The sequence below is a fragment of the Cnuibacter physcomitrellae genome (assembly GCF_014640535.1).
GTDB lineage: Bacteria > Actinomycetota > Actinomycetes > Actinomycetales > Microbacteriaceae > Cnuibacter > Cnuibacter physcomitrellae.
In genome coordinates this window covers 36,845-57,321 of the sequence record NZ_BMHD01000001.1, presented here as the reverse complement: position 1 = coordinate 57,321, position 20,477 = coordinate 36,845, and the positions used below count along the sequence as shown (strand labels likewise).

At 71.9% G+C, this 20,477-nt stretch carries 23 protein-coding genes; 12 read left to right on the top strand and 11 right to left on the bottom strand.

Features of this window, described 5'->3' with window-relative positions; all coding sequences use genetic code 11:
* Positions 1-14: 14 nt before the first annotated feature.
* The 3 genes from IEX69_RS00305 (at position 15) to IEX69_RS00295 (ending at position 3,619) form a co-directional block, all read left to right on the top strand.
* Positions 15-767 carry a class I SAM-dependent methyltransferase gene (locus IEX69_RS00305; protein ID WP_085019158.1) on the top strand — a complete coding sequence of 251 codons (753 nt, stop codon included), beginning with the start codon at positions 15-17 and terminating at the stop codon, positions 765-767.
* On the top strand, positions 764-2,179 hold the full coding sequence (locus tag IEX69_RS00300; protein ID WP_229756183.1) for an MFS transporter: 1,416 nt from the start codon (positions 764-766) through the stop codon (positions 2,177-2,179). Before IEX69_RS00305 ends, IEX69_RS00300 begins: the two co-directional genes overlap by 4 nt.
* A gap of 66 nt (positions 2,180-2,245) precedes the next feature.
* Positions 2,246-3,619 carry an LssY C-terminal domain-containing protein gene (locus IEX69_RS00295; RefSeq protein WP_085019157.1) on the top strand — a complete coding sequence of 458 codons (1,374 nt, stop codon included), beginning with the start codon at positions 2,246-2,248 and terminating at the stop codon, positions 3,617-3,619.
* A gap of 32 nt (positions 3,620-3,651) precedes the next feature.
* Here IEX69_RS00295 and IEX69_RS00290 read toward each other — a convergent pair whose 3' ends face one another.
* Complete coding sequence (locus IEX69_RS00290) at positions 3,652-3,864, bottom strand: hypothetical protein (protein WP_085019156.1); 213 nt, start codon at positions 3,862-3,864, stop codon at positions 3,652-3,654.
* A 53-nt stretch (positions 3,865-3,917) separates the two neighbouring features.
* On the opposite strand from IEX69_RS00290, the gene IEX69_RS00285 reads away from it, so the two are divergent.
* Entirely contained in the window at positions 3,918-4,250 is a 333-nt protein-coding gene (locus IEX69_RS00285; protein WP_085019155.1) for an STAS domain-containing protein, read from the top strand.
* Positions 4,243-4,656 (top strand): ATP-binding protein, encoded by a 414-nt coding sequence (locus IEX69_RS00280; RefSeq protein ID WP_085019154.1) that lies wholly within the window; start codon positions 4,243-4,245, stop codon positions 4,654-4,656. The genes IEX69_RS00285 and IEX69_RS00280 overlap by 8 nt, the downstream gene beginning before the upstream one ends.
* 33 nt (positions 4,657-4,689) lie before the next feature.
* Here IEX69_RS00280 and IEX69_RS00275 read toward each other — a convergent pair whose 3' ends face one another.
* The 3 genes from IEX69_RS00275 to IEX69_RS00265 all read right to left on the bottom strand — a co-directional run bounded on the left by IEX69_RS00275 (position 4,690) and on the right by IEX69_RS00265 (position 7,294).
* Positions 4,690-5,856, bottom strand: coding sequence for a PP2C family protein-serine/threonine phosphatase (locus IEX69_RS00275; protein ID WP_157127136.1), 1,167 nt, complete (start codon positions 5,854-5,856; stop codon positions 4,690-4,692).
* Between the two features lie 18 nt (positions 5,857-5,874).
* A complete protein-coding gene (locus IEX69_RS00270; RefSeq protein ID WP_229756182.1) occupies positions 5,875-6,360 on the bottom strand; it encodes a nitroreductase family deazaflavin-dependent oxidoreductase in 486 nt (161 codons plus the stop codon).
* A gap of 73 nt (positions 6,361-6,433) precedes the next feature.
* Entirely contained in the window at positions 6,434-7,294 is an 861-nt protein-coding gene (locus IEX69_RS00265) for an aggregation-promoting factor C-terminal-like domain-containing protein (RefSeq protein WP_229756181.1), read from the bottom strand.
* Between the two features lie 244 nt (positions 7,295-7,538).
* Between IEX69_RS00265 and IEX69_RS00260 the strand changes: the two genes are divergently transcribed.
* Positions 7,539-8,243, top strand: a complete 705-nt coding sequence (locus IEX69_RS00260; protein WP_229756180.1) for an NAD(P)H-hydrate epimerase — start codon at positions 7,539-7,541, stop codon at positions 8,241-8,243.
* On the opposite strand, the gene IEX69_RS00255 is transcribed toward IEX69_RS00260, so the two are convergent.
* On the bottom strand, positions 8,221-8,715 hold the full coding sequence (locus IEX69_RS00255) for an Lrp/AsnC family transcriptional regulator (RefSeq protein ID WP_174604420.1): 495 nt from the start codon (positions 8,713-8,715) through the stop codon (positions 8,221-8,223). The genes IEX69_RS00260 and IEX69_RS00255 overlap by 23 nt on opposite strands.
* A gap of 89 nt (positions 8,716-8,804) precedes the next feature.
* Between IEX69_RS00255 and IEX69_RS00250 the strand changes: the two genes are divergently transcribed.
* Positions 8,805-9,266, top strand: a complete 462-nt coding sequence (locus IEX69_RS00250) for a DUF2000 domain-containing protein (protein ID WP_085019152.1) — start codon at positions 8,805-8,807, stop codon at positions 9,264-9,266.
* 5 nt (positions 9,267-9,271) lie between these two features.
* On the opposite strand, the gene IEX69_RS00245 is transcribed toward IEX69_RS00250, so the two are convergent.
* Together IEX69_RS00245 and IEX69_RS00240 are read right to left on the bottom strand one after the other, a co-directional pair.
* On the bottom strand, positions 9,272-10,588 hold the full coding sequence (locus IEX69_RS00245) for an LLM class flavin-dependent oxidoreductase (protein WP_085019151.1): 1,317 nt from the start codon (positions 10,586-10,588) through the stop codon (positions 9,272-9,274).
* A complete protein-coding gene (locus IEX69_RS00240; protein ID WP_085019150.1) occupies positions 10,588-11,898 on the bottom strand; it encodes an O-acetylhomoserine aminocarboxypropyltransferase/cysteine synthase family protein in 1,311 nt (436 codons plus the stop codon). The genes IEX69_RS00245 and IEX69_RS00240 overlap by 1 nt, the downstream gene beginning before the upstream one ends.
* Before the next feature lie 114 nt (positions 11,899-12,012).
* Here IEX69_RS00240 and IEX69_RS00235 point away from each other — a divergent pair, with 114 nt between their 5' ends.
* On the top strand, positions 12,013-13,077 hold the full coding sequence (locus IEX69_RS00235) for an ATP-dependent DNA ligase (protein ID WP_085019149.1): 1,065 nt from the start codon (positions 12,013-12,015) through the stop codon (positions 13,075-13,077).
* Between the two features lie 16 nt (positions 13,078-13,093).
* Here IEX69_RS00235 and ligD read toward each other — a convergent pair whose 3' ends face one another.
* Positions 13,094-14,122, bottom strand: a complete 1,029-nt coding sequence (gene ligD, locus IEX69_RS00230) for a non-homologous end-joining DNA ligase (protein ID WP_174604419.1) — start codon at positions 14,120-14,122, stop codon at positions 13,094-13,096.
* 136 nt (positions 14,123-14,258) lie between these two features.
* Between ligD and IEX69_RS00225 the strand changes: the two genes are divergently transcribed.
* Positions 14,259-14,417 (top strand): hypothetical protein, encoded by a 159-nt coding sequence (locus tag IEX69_RS00225; RefSeq protein WP_157127135.1) that lies wholly within the window; start codon positions 14,259-14,261, stop codon positions 14,415-14,417.
* Between the two features lie 2 nt (positions 14,418-14,419).
* Here the strand turns inward: IEX69_RS00225 and IEX69_RS00220 are convergent, their stop codons facing one another.
* Entirely contained in the window at positions 14,420-16,105 is a 1,686-nt protein-coding gene (locus IEX69_RS00220) for a cellulase family glycosylhydrolase (RefSeq protein ID WP_085019148.1), read from the bottom strand.
* Between the two features lie 175 nt (positions 16,106-16,280).
* Between IEX69_RS00220 and IEX69_RS00215 the strand changes: the two genes are divergently transcribed.
* A complete protein-coding gene (locus tag IEX69_RS00215) occupies positions 16,281-16,499 on the top strand; it encodes a hypothetical protein (protein ID WP_085019147.1) in 219 nt (72 codons plus the stop codon).
* Between the two features lie 543 nt (positions 16,500-17,042).
* Here IEX69_RS00215 and IEX69_RS00210 read toward each other — a convergent pair.
* Entirely contained in the window at positions 17,043-18,653 is a 1,611-nt protein-coding gene (locus IEX69_RS00210) for an ABC-F family ATP-binding cassette domain-containing protein (RefSeq protein ID WP_085019146.1), read from the bottom strand.
* Between the two features lie 276 nt (positions 18,654-18,929).
* A complete protein-coding gene (locus IEX69_RS00205; RefSeq protein ID WP_085019145.1) occupies positions 18,930-19,892 on the bottom strand; it encodes an aldo/keto reductase in 963 nt (320 codons plus the stop codon).
* A 64-nt stretch (positions 19,893-19,956) separates the two neighbouring features.
* On the opposite strand from IEX69_RS00205, the gene IEX69_RS00200 reads away from it, so the two are divergent.
* Complete coding sequence (locus IEX69_RS00200; RefSeq protein ID WP_157127134.1) at positions 19,957-20,112, top strand: hypothetical protein; 156 nt, start codon at positions 19,957-19,959, stop codon at positions 20,110-20,112.
* A 32-nt stretch (positions 20,113-20,144) separates the two neighbouring features.
* Entirely contained in the window at positions 20,145-20,447 is a 303-nt protein-coding gene (locus tag IEX69_RS00195) for a hypothetical protein (RefSeq protein WP_085019144.1), read from the top strand.
* The last annotated feature ends 30 nt before the right edge of the window (positions 20,448-20,477 follow it).

Below are 20,477 nucleotides of genomic sequence, written 5' to 3'. Positions count from 1 at the left end.
ACCGAGGAGGAGCCATGGCTCGAGACCCTGAGCACGCGATCACGTTCGGACAGGCGGTCGACGCCTACGATCGCGGCCGCCCGGGGTATCCCGCCGAAGCGCTCGACCTCATCGTCGAGTCGGCCTCCAGTCGGCTCCGGCGGCGGATCGTCGACGTCGTCGACGTCGGGGCCGGCACGGGCAAGCTGACGTCCGCCCTCGCCGCCAGGTTCGACCGGGTGCGCGCGGTCGAGCCCGACGACGCCATGCGCGCGCGGCTCCTCGCGAACGTCCCCGGGGTGACCGCGTTCCCCGGGACGGCGGAGAGCATCCCCCTCCCCGACGCCGACACGGACCTGGTCACGGTCGCCCAGGCGTGGCACTGGGTCGACCCGGTCCGCGCCACGGCCGAGGTGGCGCGGGTCCTGCGGCCGGGCGGCACCCTGGCGCTCGTCTGGAACATCCGCGATGAGAGGGTGCCGTGGGTGCGCGATCTCGGCGAGCTGATGGGGGCCTCCCCCGGCGTCGACGAGAACGACAGCGCCGATCCGCCCCTCCCCGGTCCCCTGCTGCGCTACGACCACGTCGAGCTGCCGTTCTCGACGTCCCTCACCCGGGAGCAGCTGACCGACCTCGTCTTCTCGCGCAGCTATGTCATCGCGCTCGACGACGAGCGCAAGGCCGACCTCCGTACGCGGCTGCGCGACTTCCTCGACGCCACTCCGGAGCTCACCGGCGAGCGCATCGAGCTGCCCTACGTGACCCGCGTGACCCTGGCCGCCGAGTGACCGCCGTCGCCGCCGACGGCGTCGGCTTCCGCTCCACGCGCGGACCGGTGCTCCTCGCCCTCATGGTGAGCACCGGACTCGTCGCCATCGACTCGACCATCCTCGCGACGGCGGTGCCGTCGGTCGTCACGGACCTCGGCGGGTTCGCGCAGTTCCCCTGGCTGTTCTCGATCTACCTGCTCACCCAGGCCGTGGCCGTGCCGATCTACGCCAAGCTCGCCGACACGGTCGGCAGGAAGCCGATCATCCTCCTCGGGGTCGCCCTCTTCCTCGTCGGCTCCGTGCTCTGCGGGGTGGCGTGGAGCATGCCCGCCCTCATCGCCTTCCGCGCCCTGCAGGGGCTCGGCGCGGGAGCCATCCAGCCCATGGCGATCACGATCGCCGGCGACATCTACACGGTGGCCGAGCGCGCCAGGGTGCAGGGGTACATCGCGAGCGTGTGGGCGATCTCGTCCGTCGTCGGCCCGACGCTCGGCGGGATCTTCTCCGAGTTCGTCTCGTGGCGATGGATCTTCTTCGTGAACGTCCCCCTCTGCCTACTCGCGGGGTGGCTCCTCCTCCGCCGCTTCCACGAGAGCGTCGAGCGCAGCAGTCACCGCATTGACTACGCCGGCTCCGCCCTGCTGGCCCTCGGCGTCTCCGCCCTGATCCTCGGCCTCCTCGAGGGCGACCAGGCCTGGGCCTGGATCTCCGTGCCGGGCATCGCCGCGTTCGTCGTCGCCCTCCTGGCCCTCGTCGCCTTCGTGGTCGTCGAACGCCGCGCTCCGGAGCCGGTGCTGCCCCTCGCGATCTTCTCGCGTCCGCTCATCACGACGACGACGCTGATCTCGCTCGGGATCGGCGCGATGCTCCTCGGCCTCACGTCGTACGTGCCGACCTACCTGGAGGGCGCGCTCGGGGTGTCCCCGCTCCTGTCCGGTCTCGCCCTGGCGTCCTTGACCATCGGCTGGCCGATCAGCGCCTCGCAGTCCGGCAGGCTCTACCTCCGGTTCGGCTTCAAGCCCACCGTCCTGCTCGGAGTCGCCATCGCGGTGGTCGGAACGCTCCTGCTCGCCGCCACGGCCTCGACGCCCTCCCTCCCGGTGGTGGCCGTCGCCTGCTTCGTCACCGGCCTCGGGTTCGGCCTCGCGGCCTCCCCGTCGCTCATCGCCGCCCAATCGAGCGTGGGGTGGGAGGAGCGCGGTGTGATCACCGGCACGAACCTGTTCGCCCGCTCGGTCGGCAGCGCGGTCGGCGTCGCCGTCTTCGGCGCCCTCGCCAACTCCGTCTTCGCCGCCTCCGCCTCGAGCGATCGCAATCCGGCGGCGGTCACCAGCGCCTCCACCGTGGTCTTCGTCGCCGTCGCCTGCTGCTCCGTGATCACGATCGCCGCGAGCCTGGCCATGCCGGCCGTGCGCCCCTCCGAGGACTGAGCGCCTCGCGGGTCCGGCCCCACGACACGGACGATCGCGGCGTCGACGTGCCGCTATCGTGGGCACATGGCCGACCCGGCGATCCCCTCACCGCGACGACGACGGCGCTGGTCGGTCAACGCCCTGCTCGACAACGTCTTCTTCGTCGTGGCGGGGGCGGCCTCCGTGTGGCTCGCCTCTCTCGTCCTCACCCAGGGCTTCTCGACCGGATGGGCGCAGATCTGGTTCTACCTGCTGTTCTGGCTCATCGTCGCCTACATCGCCCTGCCGAGGCTGCACCGCATCCTCACCGACATCTACGTGCCGAACTACTTCATCGGCCGCACCCGGACCAGCGACGGACTGCTCGGCGACCCGGTGAACCTCGCGCTGCTCGGCGATGAGGCGCAGCTGCACAGCGCGATGATCCGGGCCGGGTGGACCCGGGCCGACGACCTCACGGTGAGGAGCGCGGGCAGGATCGTCGCCTCCACCCTGCTGCGCCGCAGCTACGACGAAGCCCCGGTCAGCCCGCTGATGCTGTTCGGACGGAACCAGGACTTCGCCTACCAGCAGGAGGTCGCGGGAAACCCGGCGAAGCGGCACCACGTGCGCTTCTGGCGCTGCCCGGACGGCTGGCTGCTGCCCGGCGGCCATCGGGTGGACTGGCTGGCGGCGGGCACCTACGACCGCGCGGTCGGCTTCTCGCTGTTCACCCTGCAGATCACGCACAAGATCGAGGAGAACACCGACATCGAGCGCGACCACATCGTCGCGACGCTCACCGAGGCCGACCCGGCGGTGGCCGTCGAGGTGCTGGAGGACTTCGCGACCGGCTACCACTCCCGGAACGGCGGCGGCGATCAGATCGTCACCGACGGCGACCTGCCCGTCATCGATCTCGCCCGTGTCGCCACCAGCCAGGAGGGCGCCGCGCAGGTGACGCTCCCCGTCCCCACCCCGGGGACGGATGCCACCGCCGGGACGCCCGACAAGCGGGTGCGGCGCCCCGCGCCCACCACCTTCGGCGGCGTGGTGGTCATCCTCGAGTCGGTCACCCCGCTCCTGACCCTGATCGGGGCGTGGCTGGACTGGGGCGGGTTCCGCGACGCCTTGGTCGTCGAGATCGACCAGGAGTCGGATCCTCAGACGGTCCAGGTCGTGCTGTGGATCCTGCTCGGCGTGTTCGCGGCCTTCTTCGTCGTCGAGCTCACCCTCGGCATCCTGGTGCTGGCCGGCAGCAACATCGCCCGCATCGCCGTGATGAGCGTGAGCGTCCTCGTCATCGTGCAGGCGGCCGTCGCCGCGATCACGACGGGCGCCGTCATCGACCTCGCGACGAACCTGGTGTCGCTGTCGCTGTCGATCCTCATCCTCGTGGCCCTCTCGAGCCAGCGGTCGCGCGACTACGCCCGACGACCGCGCGAGCGGAAGGCCTCGCGGATCGCGGTCACCGCCTGACGGAGCGGCAGCGCCCGCGCCCCGCTCAGTGCTCAGTCGGGAAGGGCCTCGGTGGTGATGACGCTGCCCTTCCACGAGGAGTGCGCCGCGATGAAGGGGGTGAACTCCGCGTTGACGTAGAGCGTGCCGCCGTCAGGACCGTCGGCGTGGTAGTACGCGTCGTTGAACACCGCGTCGCTGAGCACCACGCGCACCGAGGGATAGCGCGTGAGGATGCCGTCGACGGCGCGCTCCGCGGGGGTCATGACGGTCCTTTCGCCTGGTTCCGCCCTAGTCTATTCGGGGAGAGGTGGGGCTTATGCAGTTCACGACGGAGGACGCCGGCGACGACATCGCGATCGTGCGAGGCGACGGAAGGCTCAACATGGTGTCGGCGCCGACGCTGCGCGAGACGGTGAAGCGGGCGATCGACTCGGGTCGACCGAGGATCGTCGTCGACATGAGCCGGGTGCAGTTCATGGACTCGTCGGGCCTGGGGGCGCTGATCGCCTGTCTCAAGAGCGCCCGGCAGGCCGACGGCGACCTCAAGATCGTGGCGCCCTCCTCCCAGGTGCAGATGGTGCTGGCGCTCTCGAACGTCGACCAGGTGCTGCCTCCGCACGCATCGGTCGCGGAGGCGTACGGTGACTGACCGCTACGATCTCGAGTTCACCTCGCCGCCCGACGACGTGGACGGCGTGCAGGACTTCGTCGAGCGCGTCTGGGCCGCGTCGCCCCATGTGGGCGACAGGGATCGCATGGCGTTCGAGACCGCGCTGATCGAGCTGGCGTCGAACGTGATCCAGCACGCGGGCGAGGGCCAGGGGGTGACGTGCGTGCTCACGCTCTCGACCGTGGGCGGGCGGATCACGGCCACGCTCTCCGACACCGCCGAGAAGGGTCGCGTCTCGCTCGTGGTCGGCGAGATGCCCGATGCGTTCGCGGAGTCCGGTCGCGGCCTGCCGATGGTCGAGGCGCTCGTCGACGACCTCACCTTCGAGCGGATCGACGCCCGCAACGTGTGGACGATCACGAAGGCGATCACCCCGGCAGGCTGAGGGACCTTGCTCCGCGGCGCCGCCGCCGCGCGGTCAGACGACGCGGCGTCGGAGCACGAGGGCGGTCACATCGTCATCGACCGACCGGGCCTCCTGCACACGAGCCACCAGCTGCCCTGCGGCGTCGCTCGCCCCCGGGGCCGAGCTCACCAGAGCCAGCACGTCGTCGAGCGCACCGAGCGTGCCGTCGCCGATCTCGAGGGCGCCGTCGGTGACCGAGACGAGGGTATCGCCCGGTGCCAGCTCGACGGACTCGGTGCGCCAGCCGCCGCCGATGGAGATGCCGAGCGGCAGCCCGGTCGCGGCCAGCCGCTCCGTGCCCCCGGCCCGCACGATCGCCGAGAGGCCGTGACCGGCATCGGCGTAGGTGAGCACGCCGCTCGACAGGTCGAGTCGCCCCGCCACCGCCGTGGCGAAGGTCCCGGTGCGGTCGAAGTCGCCGGCGAGCTGAGAGTCGACGGCGGCCAGCAGCTCGGCAGGGGGCGCGTCGCCCACCGCGATCGCGGTCGCCCGCACGGTCGCGGCCATGATGGCCCCGGCCGCTCCCTTCCCCATGACGTCCGCTATGAGGAAGTCGAGGCGGTGGTCGTCGCTCCGCCAGGTGTAGAAGTCGCCCCCGACCCCGAGCGAGGGCAGGTTCACGGCGGCCAGGTCGTAGCCCGGCCACTCCCGCTCCTCCCCGGGCAGCAGAGCGCGCTGCACGAGCACGGCACGGTCGAGCTCCGCCGTGGCACGCAGCTCCCGCTCGACCCACGATCCCATCTCGTCGAGGACGCGCTGCTGCTCGGCGGTGAACTCCCGCGGTCTGGTGTCGACCAGGCACAGCGTGCCCACCCGGGCCGACGAGTCGACGGAGATCGGCCGACCGGCGTAGAAGCGGATGTGCCGGGGGCCGGTCACGGTGGTGCGCGAGGAGAACCTGTCGTCCTTCGTGGCGTCGGGGACCACGATCAGGTCGGGCTGCTGCACGGTCACGTCGCAGAACGACTCAGGTCTCGGGGTGTACTGCGTGGCGTCCGGGTAGTACGGGGACTTCGTGAACTGCGTGTCCTCGTCGAGGAAGTTGATCTCGGCGACGGGCATGTCGAAGATCTCGCGCGCCAGGCGGGTGATCCGGTCGAAGCGCTCCTCCGGTGGGGAGCCGATGATCTCCAGCCGCCTCACTGCGGCGACACGCTCCAGCTCGCTCTCCCCGACCACGTCTCCAGCGTAGCGGGCTCAGCGCGGCGTCAGACGGAACATCCGCAACGTGCGTCCGGACGACGTCTCGTACCCGCGATAGCCCGGCCACTGCCGCTCGATGTACCGCCAGGTGGCCTCGCGCTCGTCGTCGGGCACGAGAGCGGCGCGCACCGGGATGCGGCGCCCGCGGACGCTCACCGCCGCGTCCGGGTGCGCCAGCAGGTTGCCGCTCCACGCGGGATGTCCGGCCGCCGCGAAGTTGCTGCCGGTGACGAGCATCGTGCCACCGGGCTCGGGCACGTACATCAGCGTCGCGTCGCGCTGCTGCCCCGAGCGGGCGCCGACCGTGTGCAGCACGAGCGACGGGACGAGCAGGCCGCTCATCTGCACCCTGCCCCGGGTCAGCCACGCCATCCCGCGCTCGAGCGGGGGCATCACGTGGGGCCCCACGCGGCGGAAGAACCGCGTCCGCGAGAACCAGGCGACGGCGGTCCGGATGCGGAGCACGACGGGGGAGGTCACTCCCCCATCGTGGCCCGTGTCCGGGCTCGGGCACCACTCGGCGCCGGCGCGGTCCGGCGCGACCCAGGCTGGATCAGTACCAGTTGACGGACTGCGAGTGCGACCACGCGGCGCACGGGGTCCCGTAGCCGCGGGAGATGTAGTCCAGGCCCCAGGCGATCTGAGTCGAGGCGTTGGTCTGCCAGTCGTCGCCGAAGGAGGCCATCTTGCTCCCCGGCAGGGACTGCGGGATGCCCGCGGCTCCGCTCGAGGCGTTCTCGGCCTGGTAGTTCCAGCCCGACTCCTTCTGCCACAGGTTCACCAGGCACTGGAACTGCGAGTCGCCCCAGCCGTAGGTGGAGGCGGCCAGCTCACGGGCCGTCTCCTTCGCGCCGTCGGGCGTGTTCGCGAGGGCGAGCGCCTCGGCGGCGGCTGCGGCGTCGGCGGCGGCCTGAGCCGCGGCCTGGTCCGCGGCCTGCGCGCCCGACTGGGCGGCGGCGGTCGTGGCCAGGGCCGTCGTCGCGAGCGTGTTCACGGTGGTGGCGTCGAGGTACTGGTAGCTCGAGAGCGCGTTGATCGACGCGACGAGAGGGGCGGTGTCGACCTTGCCGGTCACGCTGGCGAGGACGGAGGTGCCGCGGTCGACCGCCAGGGAGGCGCGGGCGTCGGCCGTCTCCTTGGCCTTCGCCGAGAGGTCGACAGTCGGGCCCACATCCGGGGTCGTGTAAATCTGCGTGCCGACCGTCGCGGTCGACGCGTTGGTCGTCACGACCTCGCCGCCGCGCGCCTGAGCGGACACGGGATGGACGAGGGACGCCACTGTGACCAGGAGCGCGGCACCGGCGACGCCGGTGACGGCGGCCGTGAGGGTCTGCCTGCGGCGACGCCTGTGACGGCGTGCGTCGGCGCGGTTCAGGGCGGGCAGGGTGGACGGGTCGAGTCGGGTGTGGTGCATCGTTCCTCAGTGATCACGCCGTCGAGGGGGGCACCCTGACCTGCGTGGGCACGCCGCGATGGGGGCGCGCGAGGCGGTCGACGAGGGCGGGGCCGCTGCGTCGGGTGCGGTGACGGTCGATGTCGGGTCGTGAAGCCGTCACGGCTTCTCTCGAGCCGGGAGCCCGTGGCGTGCCCGGCGATCAGTTGCACCATCAAGTATGTTTCCCCTGTCTGGGAGGTTCCTGGCGAGGGGAGTCGGACACGTGCGCGGATACAGCGCGGAGCAGATCAGGGGCGCGGAGCGTGCCCATCTCGAGGCCGGCGAGCCGCTGATGGCCCGGGCCGCGGAGGGGCTGGCCGACGCCGTCGAAGGGCTCGTCACCCGGCCGGGTCGCCCGCTCCGCACCTCGCACGTCTGCGTCCTCGCCGGGTCGGGCGACAACGGCGGCGATGCCCTCTACGCGGCGGCCGCGCTCGCCGCCCGCGGCTCCTCCGTGACGGTCGTGCCGGTCGGCAGCCGTTTGCACGAGGGCGGGCGCACGGCCGCCGAGGTCGCGGGAGCGACCGTCCTCGACAGGACGAGCGGGTCGGACGAGGACCTCGTCCGACGGGCGGTCGAGGCCGCGATCCGGTCGGACGCCGTGGTCGACGGGATCATCGGCACCGGCACGTCGGCCGACCCGTCACTGCGCGGCCTGGGCCGCGCCGTGGTGGTCGCTCTGCTGTCCGAGCCGCGCTGGGCCGGATCGGGTGCCGCCGTCGTCGCGGTCGATCTGCCGAGCGGTGTGCATCCGGACACCGGAGCCGCCGACGACGCCGTCCTCCCGGCCGACCTCACCGTGACCTTCGGCGGCGCCAAGGCGGGCCTGCTCCAGGGCACGGGGGCGCGTCTGGCCGGGCGGATCGAGGTCGTCCCGATCGGCATCGAGGAGGACCTCGAGGCGCTCACCCCCGTCGTCGAGACCTGACCGTCTCCGAGACCACCGGCTCGATCTCGCGGTTCGCGAGGTGCTCGTAGACCACCGACGTCCGCACGTCGGCCACCTCGGGGCGCTCGGTGAGGCGGTCGATGACGAACGCGTACAGGCTGTCGTTGTCGGGCACCGCCACATGCACGATGAAGTCCTCCGCCCCCGACGTCACGAAGACGCCGACCACGTCGGGGAGCGTCGCCGCCCAGTCCCGGAACGACTCGATGTTGCGCCTCGACGGCGGGCGGATGCGCACGGCGATGAGCGCCTGCACGCCCCGCCCCACGGCGGCCAGGTCGACCTCGAGGATCGCGCCGCGGATGATGCCCCGCTCCCGGAGCGCGCGGGTGCGGTCGAGAGCGGTGGTGGGCGACACCCCGGCTCGGGCGGCGACCTCGCGGTTGGTCATCCGTGCATCCGACCTGAGAAGGCGGAGGATGGCGAGGTCAACCTCGTCGATGTCAGGCATATCGGCCTTCCTCCCGGATTAAGTGCGGACGGTTTGATGAACCCCCGCCGGTCTGCCTAGTCTCTCATCGCATCGACGGAAGGATGACCATGAGCACGATCGGCTTCTCGCCCGAGGAGATCGACACCGCCGCCCCCACCCGGTCGGCCCGCCTCAAGTGGGTCGTCGTGGTGTCGTCGGCCCTGCCCGCCGGGCGCGCGGCGAACGCCGCGATCTGCGTCGCGGCGGTGACGGCCCGCGAGGTCGGCGGCCTCCTCGGCCCCGACGCGGTGGACGCCGACGGCTCCACGCACCCGGGCCTGCCGTGGGCGGGATGCAGCGTGCTGGCCGCCGACGCCGACACCCTCGCCATGATCCGGACGAAGGCCGACGCCTCCGACGGGGTCTTCGTGGCCGGCATGACCGAGCTCGCCCAGTCGACCCGGGTGTACGACGAATGGCTGTCCGGGATGTCGGAGTCGCACGCGGCCGACCTCGAGTACTACGCGGTCAGCGTGGTCGGGCCGAAGAACCGGGTCGACAAGATCGTCGGCCGGCTCCCCTTGCTCTGAGCCGTCTAGAACTCGCGCAGCGCCGCTCGCGCGCCGCCGGACGGGTAGTCGCGGCGCAGGACTCCCCGACGACGCAGGATGGGCACGAGCTCGTCGAGCGTGCGGTGGATCGTCACCGGATGCAGGTCGCCCGAGAAGATGAACCCGTCGTTGTCGGCCTCGTCGCCCAGCCGCTCGATGAAGTCGGCCACTTCGTCCGCGGTGCCGACGAACCCGGAGCCGTCGGAGATCCGGCCCTTCCGCGCCTTCGCCGTGGCGAGCTCGCGCAGGGTGGCGTCCGCGAACGACTCGTACGGGCCGAGAAGGCCCCGGATCGACCCCTGCGACACGTGCTGTCCGAAGATGGCCGGGTCGATCGGGCGGTCGGGGTCAAGCACCGAGAGGTCGGTCTCGAGGTCGCTCGACTGCCCGAGGACGATCGCGGCGAGCTGCTCGTCGGTCGGATGCGCCGACGCGGCGACCACCCGCTCCGCCTCCTCGGCGCTGGAGACGATCTCGGGCTTGAACACGAACAGCACCTTGATGTGGTCGGCATCGCGGCCGGCCGCCGCGGCCGCCCCTCGGACGCGCTCCCGGTAGGCCCGCACGCTCTCCGGGTTCAACGGGGCGAGCGCCAGCTGCACGTCGGAGTGGGCCCCCGCGAACCCGAGGCCCCGTCCCGAGCCGCCGGGCGACACGATGAGAGGGGACTCCTCGGCGGGCAGGGCGTTCAGCGGACCGGTGACGTCGAAGTACTCGCCACGATGCTCCGTGGCCCGGATCAGGCTGCCGTCCGCGAACCGTCCGGTGGCAGCGTCGCCGATGTAGGCTCCGTCGCCCCAGCTGCCCCAGAGCTGCTCGATCGCGGCCAGCCACTCCTCGGCGCGGTCGTAGGCGGCATCGTGCGCGATCTCCTCCAGCCCGAAGTGCCGAGCGCTCTTCACGTCGGTGACGACGTTCACGCCGAACCGCCCCGAGCTGAGGTGCTGCAGCGTGGAGAACTGGCGAGCGGCCAGATAGGGCGGGGTCGCGCCGGCGTTCACCGTGGGCGCGACCGCGATCCGTTCGGTGGCGGCGAACAGGTACGGCGTGAGCAGGAGCGGATCGTGCTTGGGCCCGCCGTACGCCGAGCGCACCCGGAGGTCGACGGTCTCGGGCGTGCCGATCGAGAGGGCGTCCTCGACGATCACCAGGTCGAGGCCGGCCTGCTCGAGCTCACGGATCGAGTGCTGGTAGAGACGCGGTTCCGTCCACCTGTAGCCCCAGTCCCACGCCGGGGTGCCCCACGCCTGGGGGCCGAAGCCGCGTGCGAAGAACCAGCCGAAGTGCTGCGGTCTCGTCATCACGCCACCTCGAGCCGGGCGCGGCGGGACGCCGCGAGCGCCTGTGCCAGGTCGCGCAGCAGGTCGTCGACGTCCTCGATGCCGATCGAGAGCCTGAGCAGGCCCGGATGGATGCCGTTCGCCCGCAGCTCGTCGCCGGTGAGCAGCGAGTGGGTGGTCGTCGCCGGGTGCAGGATGAGGGACCGCACGTCGCCGAGGTGCGTCATGCGGGAGAACAGCGTCACCGCATCGACGACGGCCCGGGCGGCCGGCTCACCGCCCGTGAGGGTGAATCCGAACACCGAGCCCTGGCCGCGCGGCAGGTAGCGCTTGGCGAGGCCGTGGTACGGGCTCGACTCGAGGCCCGAGTAGTCGACGCTCGCCACCTCGGGCTGCTCCTCGAGCCACCGCGCCACCTGGAGCGCGTTCTCGGAGTGCCGCTCGATGCGGAGGGAGAGGGTCTCGATCCCCTGCTGGAGCAGGAACGCGTGCAGCGGCGAGAGGGTGGGCCCGAAGCGGGACGCGATCACCGAACGGGCGTACTCCGCGTAGGCGCGGTCGCCGAAGCGCTCGACGTAGCTGCGTCCGCCGAGTCCGGCCGACGGCGAGGTCAGCTGGGGGAAGAGCTCCGGCCGGGCCGCCCAGTCGAGGCGGCCGCCGTCGATGACGGCACCGCCGAGCGACGCCCCGTGCCCGGCGAGGAACTTGCTGGTCGAGTGGACGACGACATCGGCCCCGAAGTCGATCGGCCGCACCAGATAGGGCGTGGCGAGCGTCGAGTCGACGACGAGCGGGAGGCCGTGATCGTGGGCGACGTCGGCCACTCCCGAGATGTCGAGCACGTCGTTCTTCGGGTTCGGGATGGACTCCCCGAACAGCACGCGCGTCTCCGGGCGGATCCGCGCGCGCCACTCCGCGAGGTCGTGCGGATCGTCGACGAAGTCGACGCCGATGCCGAGGTTCGCGAAGTTCTCGCGGAAGAGACCCCGGGATCCCTCGTAGATGCTCCGCGAGGCCAGGATGCGGTCGCCCGCTCGGAGCAGGGCGAGCAGGGCCACCGTCACGGCGGCCTGACCGCTCGCGACCGCGATCGCGTCGACCCCGTGCTCGAGCGCGGCGAGCTTGCGCTCGACCGCCGCCGTCGTGGGGTTGCCCAGGCGCGTGTAGGTGAATCCCTCCACGTCTCCGTGGAAGCGGTCGCGCGCCTGGTCGAAGTCGTCGAACACGAACCCCGCGGTGAGATGGATCGGCGTGATGCGCGCCCCGGCGTCGCCGTCCAGCCGCTCGCCGGCGTGCACCTGCTGCGTCGCGAATCCCACCTCGTCGGCCATCGCCGCTCCTCCCGTGCTCTCTGCTCCGTCGCTGTCCCGACGGTCCACTGTCGCAAAGTGCCGCACCTGCCCGCACGAGTGCGACGGATTGTTACCCCGTGCCAGGATCGGAGCATGCTCGTCTCGGCGTCGAACCAGGTGGCCCCCATGCTCGCGAAGGCCGTCGAGGGAGTGCCCGCGCCGGACTCCGTCGCGGGCGGGCTCTCGTACGAGCCGAAGTGGGACGGCTTCCGCGGCATCGCGTACGTCGACGGCAGCGGCGACCCCGGCGGGGTCGAGATCGGCAGTCGCGGGTCGAAGCCGCTGACCCGGTACTTCCCCGAGCTGACCGCCGCGCTCGCCGAGCAGCTCGACGTGGCGTGCGTCCTCGACGGAGAGATCGTCGTCCGCACCGGCGAACCCGGCTCGGAGCGGCTCGACTGGGAGGCGCTGTCGCAGCGCATCCATCCCGCGGCCAGCCGCGTCACCCGGCTGGCGGCCGAGACCCCGGCGATCTTCGTCGCGTTCGACCTCCTCGCCCTCGGCGACGAGGATCTGGCCGCCCGCCCCTTCGCGGAGCGCAGGCAGGCCCTCGAGTCGCTCTCGAGCAGGCTGACGCATCCGCTCCACGTCTCGCGCACCACCGACGACGTCGAGACCGCGCGGCGGTGGCTCGTGGAGTTCGAGGGCGCCGGTCTCGACGGGGTGGTCGCGAAGCCGCTCGCCAGTCCGTACGCTCCGGGCAAGCGCGTGATGCTGAAGACGAAGCACCATCGCACCGCCGACGTCGTGCTGATCGGGTACCGGGTGCACAAGAGCGGCTCGGGGGTGGGCTCGCTCCTCCTCGGGCTCTACGACGCCGACGGGGAGCTGAGGGGCGTCGGCGGGGCATCGGCGTTCAGCGACAAGCGACGGCAGGAGCTGGTCGACGAGCTCGAGCCGTACGTCGAGCGGGACGAGTCGGGCGAGGCCGTCAAGGGCGAGACCGACCGCAGCCGCTTCTCGGCGAGCAAGGACGTCTCGTACGTCCGGCTGCGGCCGGAGCGGGTGCTCGAGGTGCGGTACGACCAGATGGAGGGCATGCGCTTCAGGCACACGGTGCAGTTCGACCGGTGGCGGCCCGATCGGGAGCCGCGGTCGTGCACCTTCGAGCAGCTCGACCGTCCCGTCGCCTACGACCTGTCGAAGGTGCTGAGCTGACGGCGTCGCCGCGCGATCAGTCGGCCGGGGTCTTCTTGGCCCGGCTCGGCTGCACCCGGGGCGGCTCGCCGGGCATTTTCGGGTAGTCGGGCGGGAACGGGAGCTCGCCGAGCCCGTTCTCGAGATCGCGCTCCCACCAGGAGAACAGCGTGTCGATGGAGCCCGGCTCGTCGGAGAAGCCCGCCCACGGATCGCCGACCGTGCGGAGGCGTTCGGGCACGGTGAGGATCGTGAACGACCTCGGGTCGACGCTCTCGAGCTCGTCCCAGGTGATCGGGCAGGACACCGACGCGTGCGGCAGCGCCCGCGGACTGTACGCGCCCGCGATGGTGCGATCACGGTTGGCCTGGTTGAAGTCGACGAAGACGCGCTGTCCGCGCTCCTCCTTCCACCACGCAGTGGTGACCCTGTCGGGCATCCGGCGTTCCAGCTCGCGGGCGGCGCCGATCACGGCGTGACGGACGTCGAGGAACTCGCGCACGGGCTCGATGGGGGCGAACACATGGAGGCCCCGATTGCCGGAGGTCTTCACGAACGCGGTGAGCCCCGCCTCGGCGAGCACCTCCCGCAGTGCCAGGGCCGCGGGGATGGCCTCGTCGATCCCGGTCCCGGGCTGGGGGTCGAGGTCGATCCGCAGCTGATCCGGGTTGTCCGGGTCCTCGGCGCGGGAGGGCCACGGGTGGAACACGATCGTGTTCATCTGCGCGGCCCAGACGGCCGCGGCCGGCTCGTCGATGACGAGCTGCGGATGCGAGCGCGCGCTCGGGTAGGTGACCGTCACGGAGCGGACGTAGTCGGGTGTGCCCCGCGGCGGGTTCTTGGAGAAGAAGTCCTCCCCGTCGACGTTCTCCGGGAAGCGTTGCAGCGAGACCGGCCGGTCGCCGTTCGCCCGGACGAACGCCTCCCCCACATTGACCAGGTAGCGGGCGAGGTCGAGCTTGGTGATGCCGAGCTCGGGCCAGAGCACGCGTGACGGACTCGAGATCCGCACCTCGCGCGGTCCGTGGGGGCCGTCGACGGTCAGCACGGTGGCTTCGCTTGCCATGGGTCCAACCTATCCGTGGCCGATGACACCGCGGAGGAATGAGGCCAGATCGCCCAGATCGGCATCTTGAGTCCGACGGAACGGTCCGATTGGATCCTTGCTATAGGGCCAGTTCGGCGGAGGAGAGGAGATCGGCATGGTGATGATCGTGATCGGAGGGCTGATCGTCGCCGCCCTCGGCGTGGTGGGCAGCCTGCTCTCGTGGCGGGACGACGGGTACGGAGCCGCCGCAGCGCGGGCCGACTACGACAGCCGTCGCCCGCATCCGTCGGACACGGGCGGCGGACGCCGCTGACCTCAGCGGGCGGTGATGGTGAGCTTCGGGGAGGCGGGCGCCTTCGGGGAGGCCACCTGCAGCCCGACGCGCACCGTCTGGCCCGGCTGGAGGGGTCCGGCCCAGTCCTTGCCGGTGCAGGTGATGCTCGTCTTCGGCTTCACGGTGCAGTCCATGCCCCACGAGTTCACGACGGAGGTCGCGGCGGTGTCGGGCCAGGTCACGGTCCAGCCTGCGGTCTTCGCGGCGGCGGTGAGCTCGATCTCCGCGACGTAGCCCTCACCCCAGGAGCTCTGGAGGGTCCACTTCCCGGTCACGGGAGTACCCGTCGGGGGTGTCGTGGGCTTCGGCGTCGGGGTCGGGGTCGCCGTGGGCTTCGGCGTCGGCGTCGCGGTGGGCTTCGGCGTCGGGGTCGGAGTCGCGGTGGGCTTCGGCGTCGGGGTCGCCGTGGGCTTCGGCGTCGGGGTGGGGGTCGCCGTGGGCTTCGGGGTCGGCGTGGCGGTCGGCTTCGGGGTCGCGGTGGGCGACGGGGTCACCGAGCCGCCCGGGCCGAGGAGAGGCGCGAGCGCCTCGAGCTTGGCGGACTGCTTCGTCGTCCAGTCGTCGGTCACCAGACCACCGGTGTCGCCGCTGTTGGGGTTGAACGACCAGTAGGCGAAGCTGATGCCCTTCTTCCCGAGGTACCCGACGAGCGACTTCAACCAGGCCAGATCGCTGGCGCTCTCGTACTTCGTGCCGAACTCTCCGAGCAGGACGGGCGCCACGCCCTTCGTCACGAGGTAGCCCCAGTTCCTCTCCCACACCCCCTCGAGGTTGGCGGGGTAGTCGGCGGCCTGGAACCAGGTCTGGTTGAACACGGTCGAGGGATAGTCGTGGGGCGAGTAGACGACGCGCCCGGCGACCTTCAGCGACACCGGCTTGGCCCCGGCATCCGACAGCCCTCCGCCCCACCAGGTGGAGGATCCGTCGCCCTGACGCTCGACGCCCTCGACGACGATCAGGAGCTTCGGGTTCACCGCGAGCACCGCGTCGCCCGCTCGTGTCGCCGCCGCCTGCCAGTCACGAGCCGGATCGCCGCACCCCCAGCACGCCGGGCCGTGCGGCTCGTTGTGGAGGTCGACGCCGATGACCGTCGGGTCGCTCTTGTAGCGGCTCGCCAGCATCGTCCAGTCGGCGATCCACTGCTTCTCGCTGTAGCGGTCGGTGTACCAGAGCTCGGACTGCGCACCCGAGTCGGGTCGATGGCGGTCGAGGATGACGTTCAGGCCGTACGACCTCGCCTTGGCGATGACGGTGTCCATGAGCTGCAGCGGGGAGAGCGAGACCAGGTCGGGGTTGGCGTTCTGGTTGATCGAGGTCGACGACGCCTGCGCGAGGCACTCGTTCGAGAACGGCAGGCGGATGGTGTTGAAGCCCATCGAGGCGATGGACGCCAGTCCGGCGTCGAGCGAGATCGACCAGAGCCCGTGCGGGGCGCAGTTCGACGTCTCCATCCCGAACCAGGCGACCGCCTTGATCGTGTAGGTCTGCCCCGCCTCGGTCTTGATCGCGGCGCCCTCGGTGTGCAGCCATCCGGACGTCGCCGCGACGGCGGGCGCCGGTGCCTGCGCGACGGCCAGCGCGGTCGCGGGCAGGAGTGCCGCCAGGGCCACGGCGCCGAGGCGGAGCAGCCGGCGTGCGCGCCCGCCGATCGTCGCCGTCGCGCCCATCGCTCCCCCACCTCCGGCCCGCCTGGCGCGAGCTGATGTCGGCCATGGTAATCGAACTCCGGGCCGGCTCTCGTCGTCATGCGAGGAAACACGACGGGGACTCCGAGCGAAGACGTAGCCGACGGCCAGCAGACGGACCTACGGTCGTCTCACCCCTGGACGGAAGGATCACCTGATGACCACCACGACCTGGACCCGCGACCTCATCCTCCGCCGGCGTCACCTGCACGCCGCCATCGACGCCGCGGCGGAGAGGACCCCGAACGAGGCCGCCCGCCTCCGCCTCGACCTCTACACGATCACCCACGACTTCGACGTCCACGCCGTCGACGAGTCCGAGCTCGCCACCGGCTTCGACCTCATCGAGCTCGACCTCACCCGCGCCGCCGCCTGAGCTGATCGGATCGCTGCCTGACCTGGACCTGCGACGACAAGTCCCGGTCATCCTGCGGCAGAGCGTGCAGCTCCCCGAACGGGATCCCAGCAGTGCTCGAGTTGCGGGTTGCGCCCGCTCAGCGGTGCGGCGAGGCCCCGGGAGCGGTGACGGCGCGCTCCGCGGGCGCAACCCGCACCATGCCCGCCAGATTGCCGACCCCGACGCGGCCCGCCTAGCGTGCCCCGCTCACCCACCCGGGCGACCTCGAGAGCCAGACGCGCGGGTTGCGCCCGCCCAGCGGCGCGGCGAGGCCCAGGGAGCGGTGACGGCGCGCTCCGCGGGCGCAACCCGCACCATGCCCGCCAGAATGCCGACCCCGACGCTGCCCGCCTGGCCTACCCGGCCCACCCCCACGCGGGCGACCTCGAGAGCCGGACGCGCGGGTTGCGCCCGCTCAGCGGTGCGGCGAAGCCCAGGGAGCGGCGACGGCGCGCTCCGCGGGCGCAACCCGCACCATGCCCGTCCGAACACCGGCTCGACCACTCCCCCGGCGGGCCGGCGTCACCCGTCGCCCGGGCGGACCTCGCGGAGCCCGTCGGGGGTGAGCTCGAGCCAGGTCGTGATGCCGAGGCGGTCGAGCACGGCGTCGTCGTGGCTCACCACGAGGAGGGCACCGCGATAGGCGGCCAGAGCGTCGACGAGCACGTCGATGCTCGCGAGGTCGAGGTCGTTCGTGGGCTCGTCGAGCACCAGCAGCCGGCTCGGCGGATCGGCCACGAGGAGTCCCGCGAGCGCCACCCGGAACCGCTCTCCCCCCGAGAGCGTGCCGACCGCGCGATCGACGACGTCCCCGCGGAGCAGCAGCCTGGCGAGCATCGCCCGCATCTCTCCCGGCGGCCGGCCGGGAGCATGGCGGCGCACGTTCTCGAGCACGCTGTCGGCGTCGACGAGCCCGTCCCGTCGCTGCGGCAGGTACCCGATCCGATCGGTGTCGGCGCGCGCGGCGACCGCCGCATCCGGGTCTGCCTGCCCCGACACGAGCGACTCGAGCAGGCGAGTCTTCCCCACCCCGTTCCGGCCGACGAGCGCGATCCGCTCGGGCCCCCGCACGATCGTCTCTCGACCGGTCCGCACATCCCTGAAGGTGGCGATGCTCCGCGAGGCGGGGACCCCGGGATCGGGGAGATCGATGCGGATGCGGTCGTCGTCCCGCACCCGAGCAGCCTGCTCGTCGACGGAGCGCCTCGCGGCGTCGACCCGGTCGTCCAGGTCGCCGCGGAGCTTCCCGGCCGAGACCTGCGCGAAGCTCTTCCGCCCGTTCATCACGATCTTCGGCATCCGCTTGTTCTCGTAGTCGGTGCGGGCGTACCGCGCCCGGCGCGACAGCGCGGTCTCGGCCTCGATGCGCTGGCGACGCTCCACGCGCAGCGTCTGCTCCGCCCCGCGGAGTGCTCGCTCGGCCGCCTCCTGCTCCCGCGCCAGGTGCTCACGGAACTCGGAGTAGCCGCCGCCGAACACCTCGATCCCGCCCGCACGCAGCTCGGCCGTGTCGTCCATCCGATCGAGGAGCGCGACGTCGTGGCTGACCACGATCATCGCGCCGGGCCAGCCCTCGAGGCTGTCGGCGAACCGCCGACGCGCCTCGCGGTCGAGGTTGTTGGTCGGCTCGTCGAGCAGCACGACCGGATGCGCGGCGAGCCTCAGGCCGGCGAGCGCCGTGAGCACGGCCTCGCCGCCGCTCAGCTCGCCGACGCGGCGGTCGAGGTCGGTGGGCACACCCACCGCGTCGAGCGCGGCGGTGGCGCGCGCCTCGACGTCCCAGTCGTCGCCGACGGCGTCGAACAGGGTCTCCGAGACGCCGCCGGCCTCGATGGCCCGCAGCGCGGCCAGCGTGCTCTCGACGCCGAGCAGCGCCGCGACCGTCTCCCCCGTGTCGAGTGTGAGCCGCTGCGGGAGCACCCCGACGGATCCCGTCGTGGTCACGCTCCCGGAACCGGGCCGGAGCGTCCCCGCGATGAGGCGCAGCAGCGTGGACTTGCCCGAGCCGTTGTCGCCGATCAGGCCCGTGCGGCCGGACCCGAAGGCGACCGTGAGGTCATCGAGGACGATGTCGCCGTCGGGCCACGCGAAGGACACGTGGTCGAGGACGACGGAGGGGTGATGGGTGGACATGGGGCTCCTCGGATGTCAGCGGATGCGCTGACAACGGAGCCGGAGATCGAGTCGACGTCGGTCAGCGCGGGATGCGCGGTGTGAACCGGTCGACGATCTTCACTGGAGCCTCACTCATCGGATGGACGCCGACGATCCTCACACGAACCCGCCGCGAGCGCAACCGTCCCCGCCCATCCGCACGCCGCATCCCCTCCGTTTCGCGCCCTGTTTGACCTTTCGCATGCCCAGTGGGCGCGCGAAAGGTCAGACAGGGCGCGACAGCAGCGGTGGAGCTCAGGTCCAGGAGCGGGCGGAGCGCTCCGCCCAGTACTCCGCGGGGTCCTCGGCGAGCTCGGCGAGCCGCTCCTCCGGCAGTGCGGGCACGCGTGCGCCGAGGTTCTCCCGCAGCTGCTTCCGCGTGACCGCGCCCGTGAGCACGATGTCGGCCCACGCGTGCGAGACCGCGGCGCCGATCGCGAGCCCGTCGAGGGGCTGTCCGTCCTCCGCCGCGAGCGCCGCGGCGGCCGGCTCGTCGCCCCGGGGCGTCAGCCGTCCGTTGGCGAGGGTCTCCTTCACCACGACGAGCCAGCGGGCGTCGTTCGCGGCGGCGAGGGCGTCGCCGGCCGACTGCTCGAGCAGGTTCCACGTCGTCTGCACGGCGCTGAACGGCAGGTCGGGGCGAGCGAGCGCCGTACGCAGGACGTCGCCCTGCGCCGGCCCGGAGGTCGAGAACCCCACCCGGACTCCCCCCTCGGCGATCTCGGCGAGCCGGGTCAGCAGCGCGTCGTCGCCGAGGGCGGGGCTGTCGGGGGTGAGCGAGTGGACGAGGTACACGTCGGGCTCCGTGCCGAGCGCCTCGACGGTCTCGGCCCACTGTCGCTCAAGCAGGGCGAGGCTGTGCTCCTTGCGCTCGTGCACCTCGGCATCCATGCGCCAGTCGCCCACGTACTCGTAGCCCCACTTCGACCCGATCGTCAGCTCGTCGCGACGGCCCGGATGCGCGGCGAGCCACGACCCGAGGAACTCCTCGGCGTGCCCGTACGAGCGTGCCGCGTCGATGTAGCGGACGCCGAGCCACCACGCGGCGTCGAGGAGCGCGTGCGCGCGTTCCCGCATCCCCTCGATCGACCGGTCGGCGCCCTGGCCGAGGTCGTCGTCCCGCCCGACCGTGATGTACGCCGGCCGGCCGATCGCCGCGAGCCCGAGTCCGAGTCGGGAGGCGAGGGGGCTGGTGTCGTCGGCACTGCTGTCGGTCATGTCTCCAGCCTAGGTCGCGTCTGCATCGACGAGCCGGCGTAGGGTCTCACCCGGAGGTAGGATGATGGATGCTCAACAGTGGTGGGGAGATCTCCCCACCTGGATCACGACCGCGGCGGTGGCGATCGCCGTGCTCCAGTTCATGGCGGACCGTCGACGGCGGCGCGCCGAGGAGGACCGCGAGTCGAAGGTGCAGGCCACCGGCTCACCTCCTGGGTAACCACGAACGACGCACGGGACTTCTACGGCGTCGTGATCGCCAACACGTCCGGCGCCACGTTCCACGACGTCGTCATCGAGGTCGCTCTGAAGGGCTTCCCGAGCGCACGACCGATCACGCTCCGCATCCTGCCGCCCGGCACCTACCTCGTGAGGCACAAGTCGTCGGGCGACCCGTTCGAGTGGGCCTTCGCGCGCGAGCTCCGCGAGGCCGACCAGCCGCTGCAGCCCTTCATGAACACGGCGGAGTGGGCGGTGACCGCGATCCGCTTCTCCGACAACCTGGGCCAGCGGTGGACGGCCGACGAGCGCGCGATCCTGACCCGCGAGGCGTAGCCGGACGCTCGACGGCGATGCTCAGCCCAG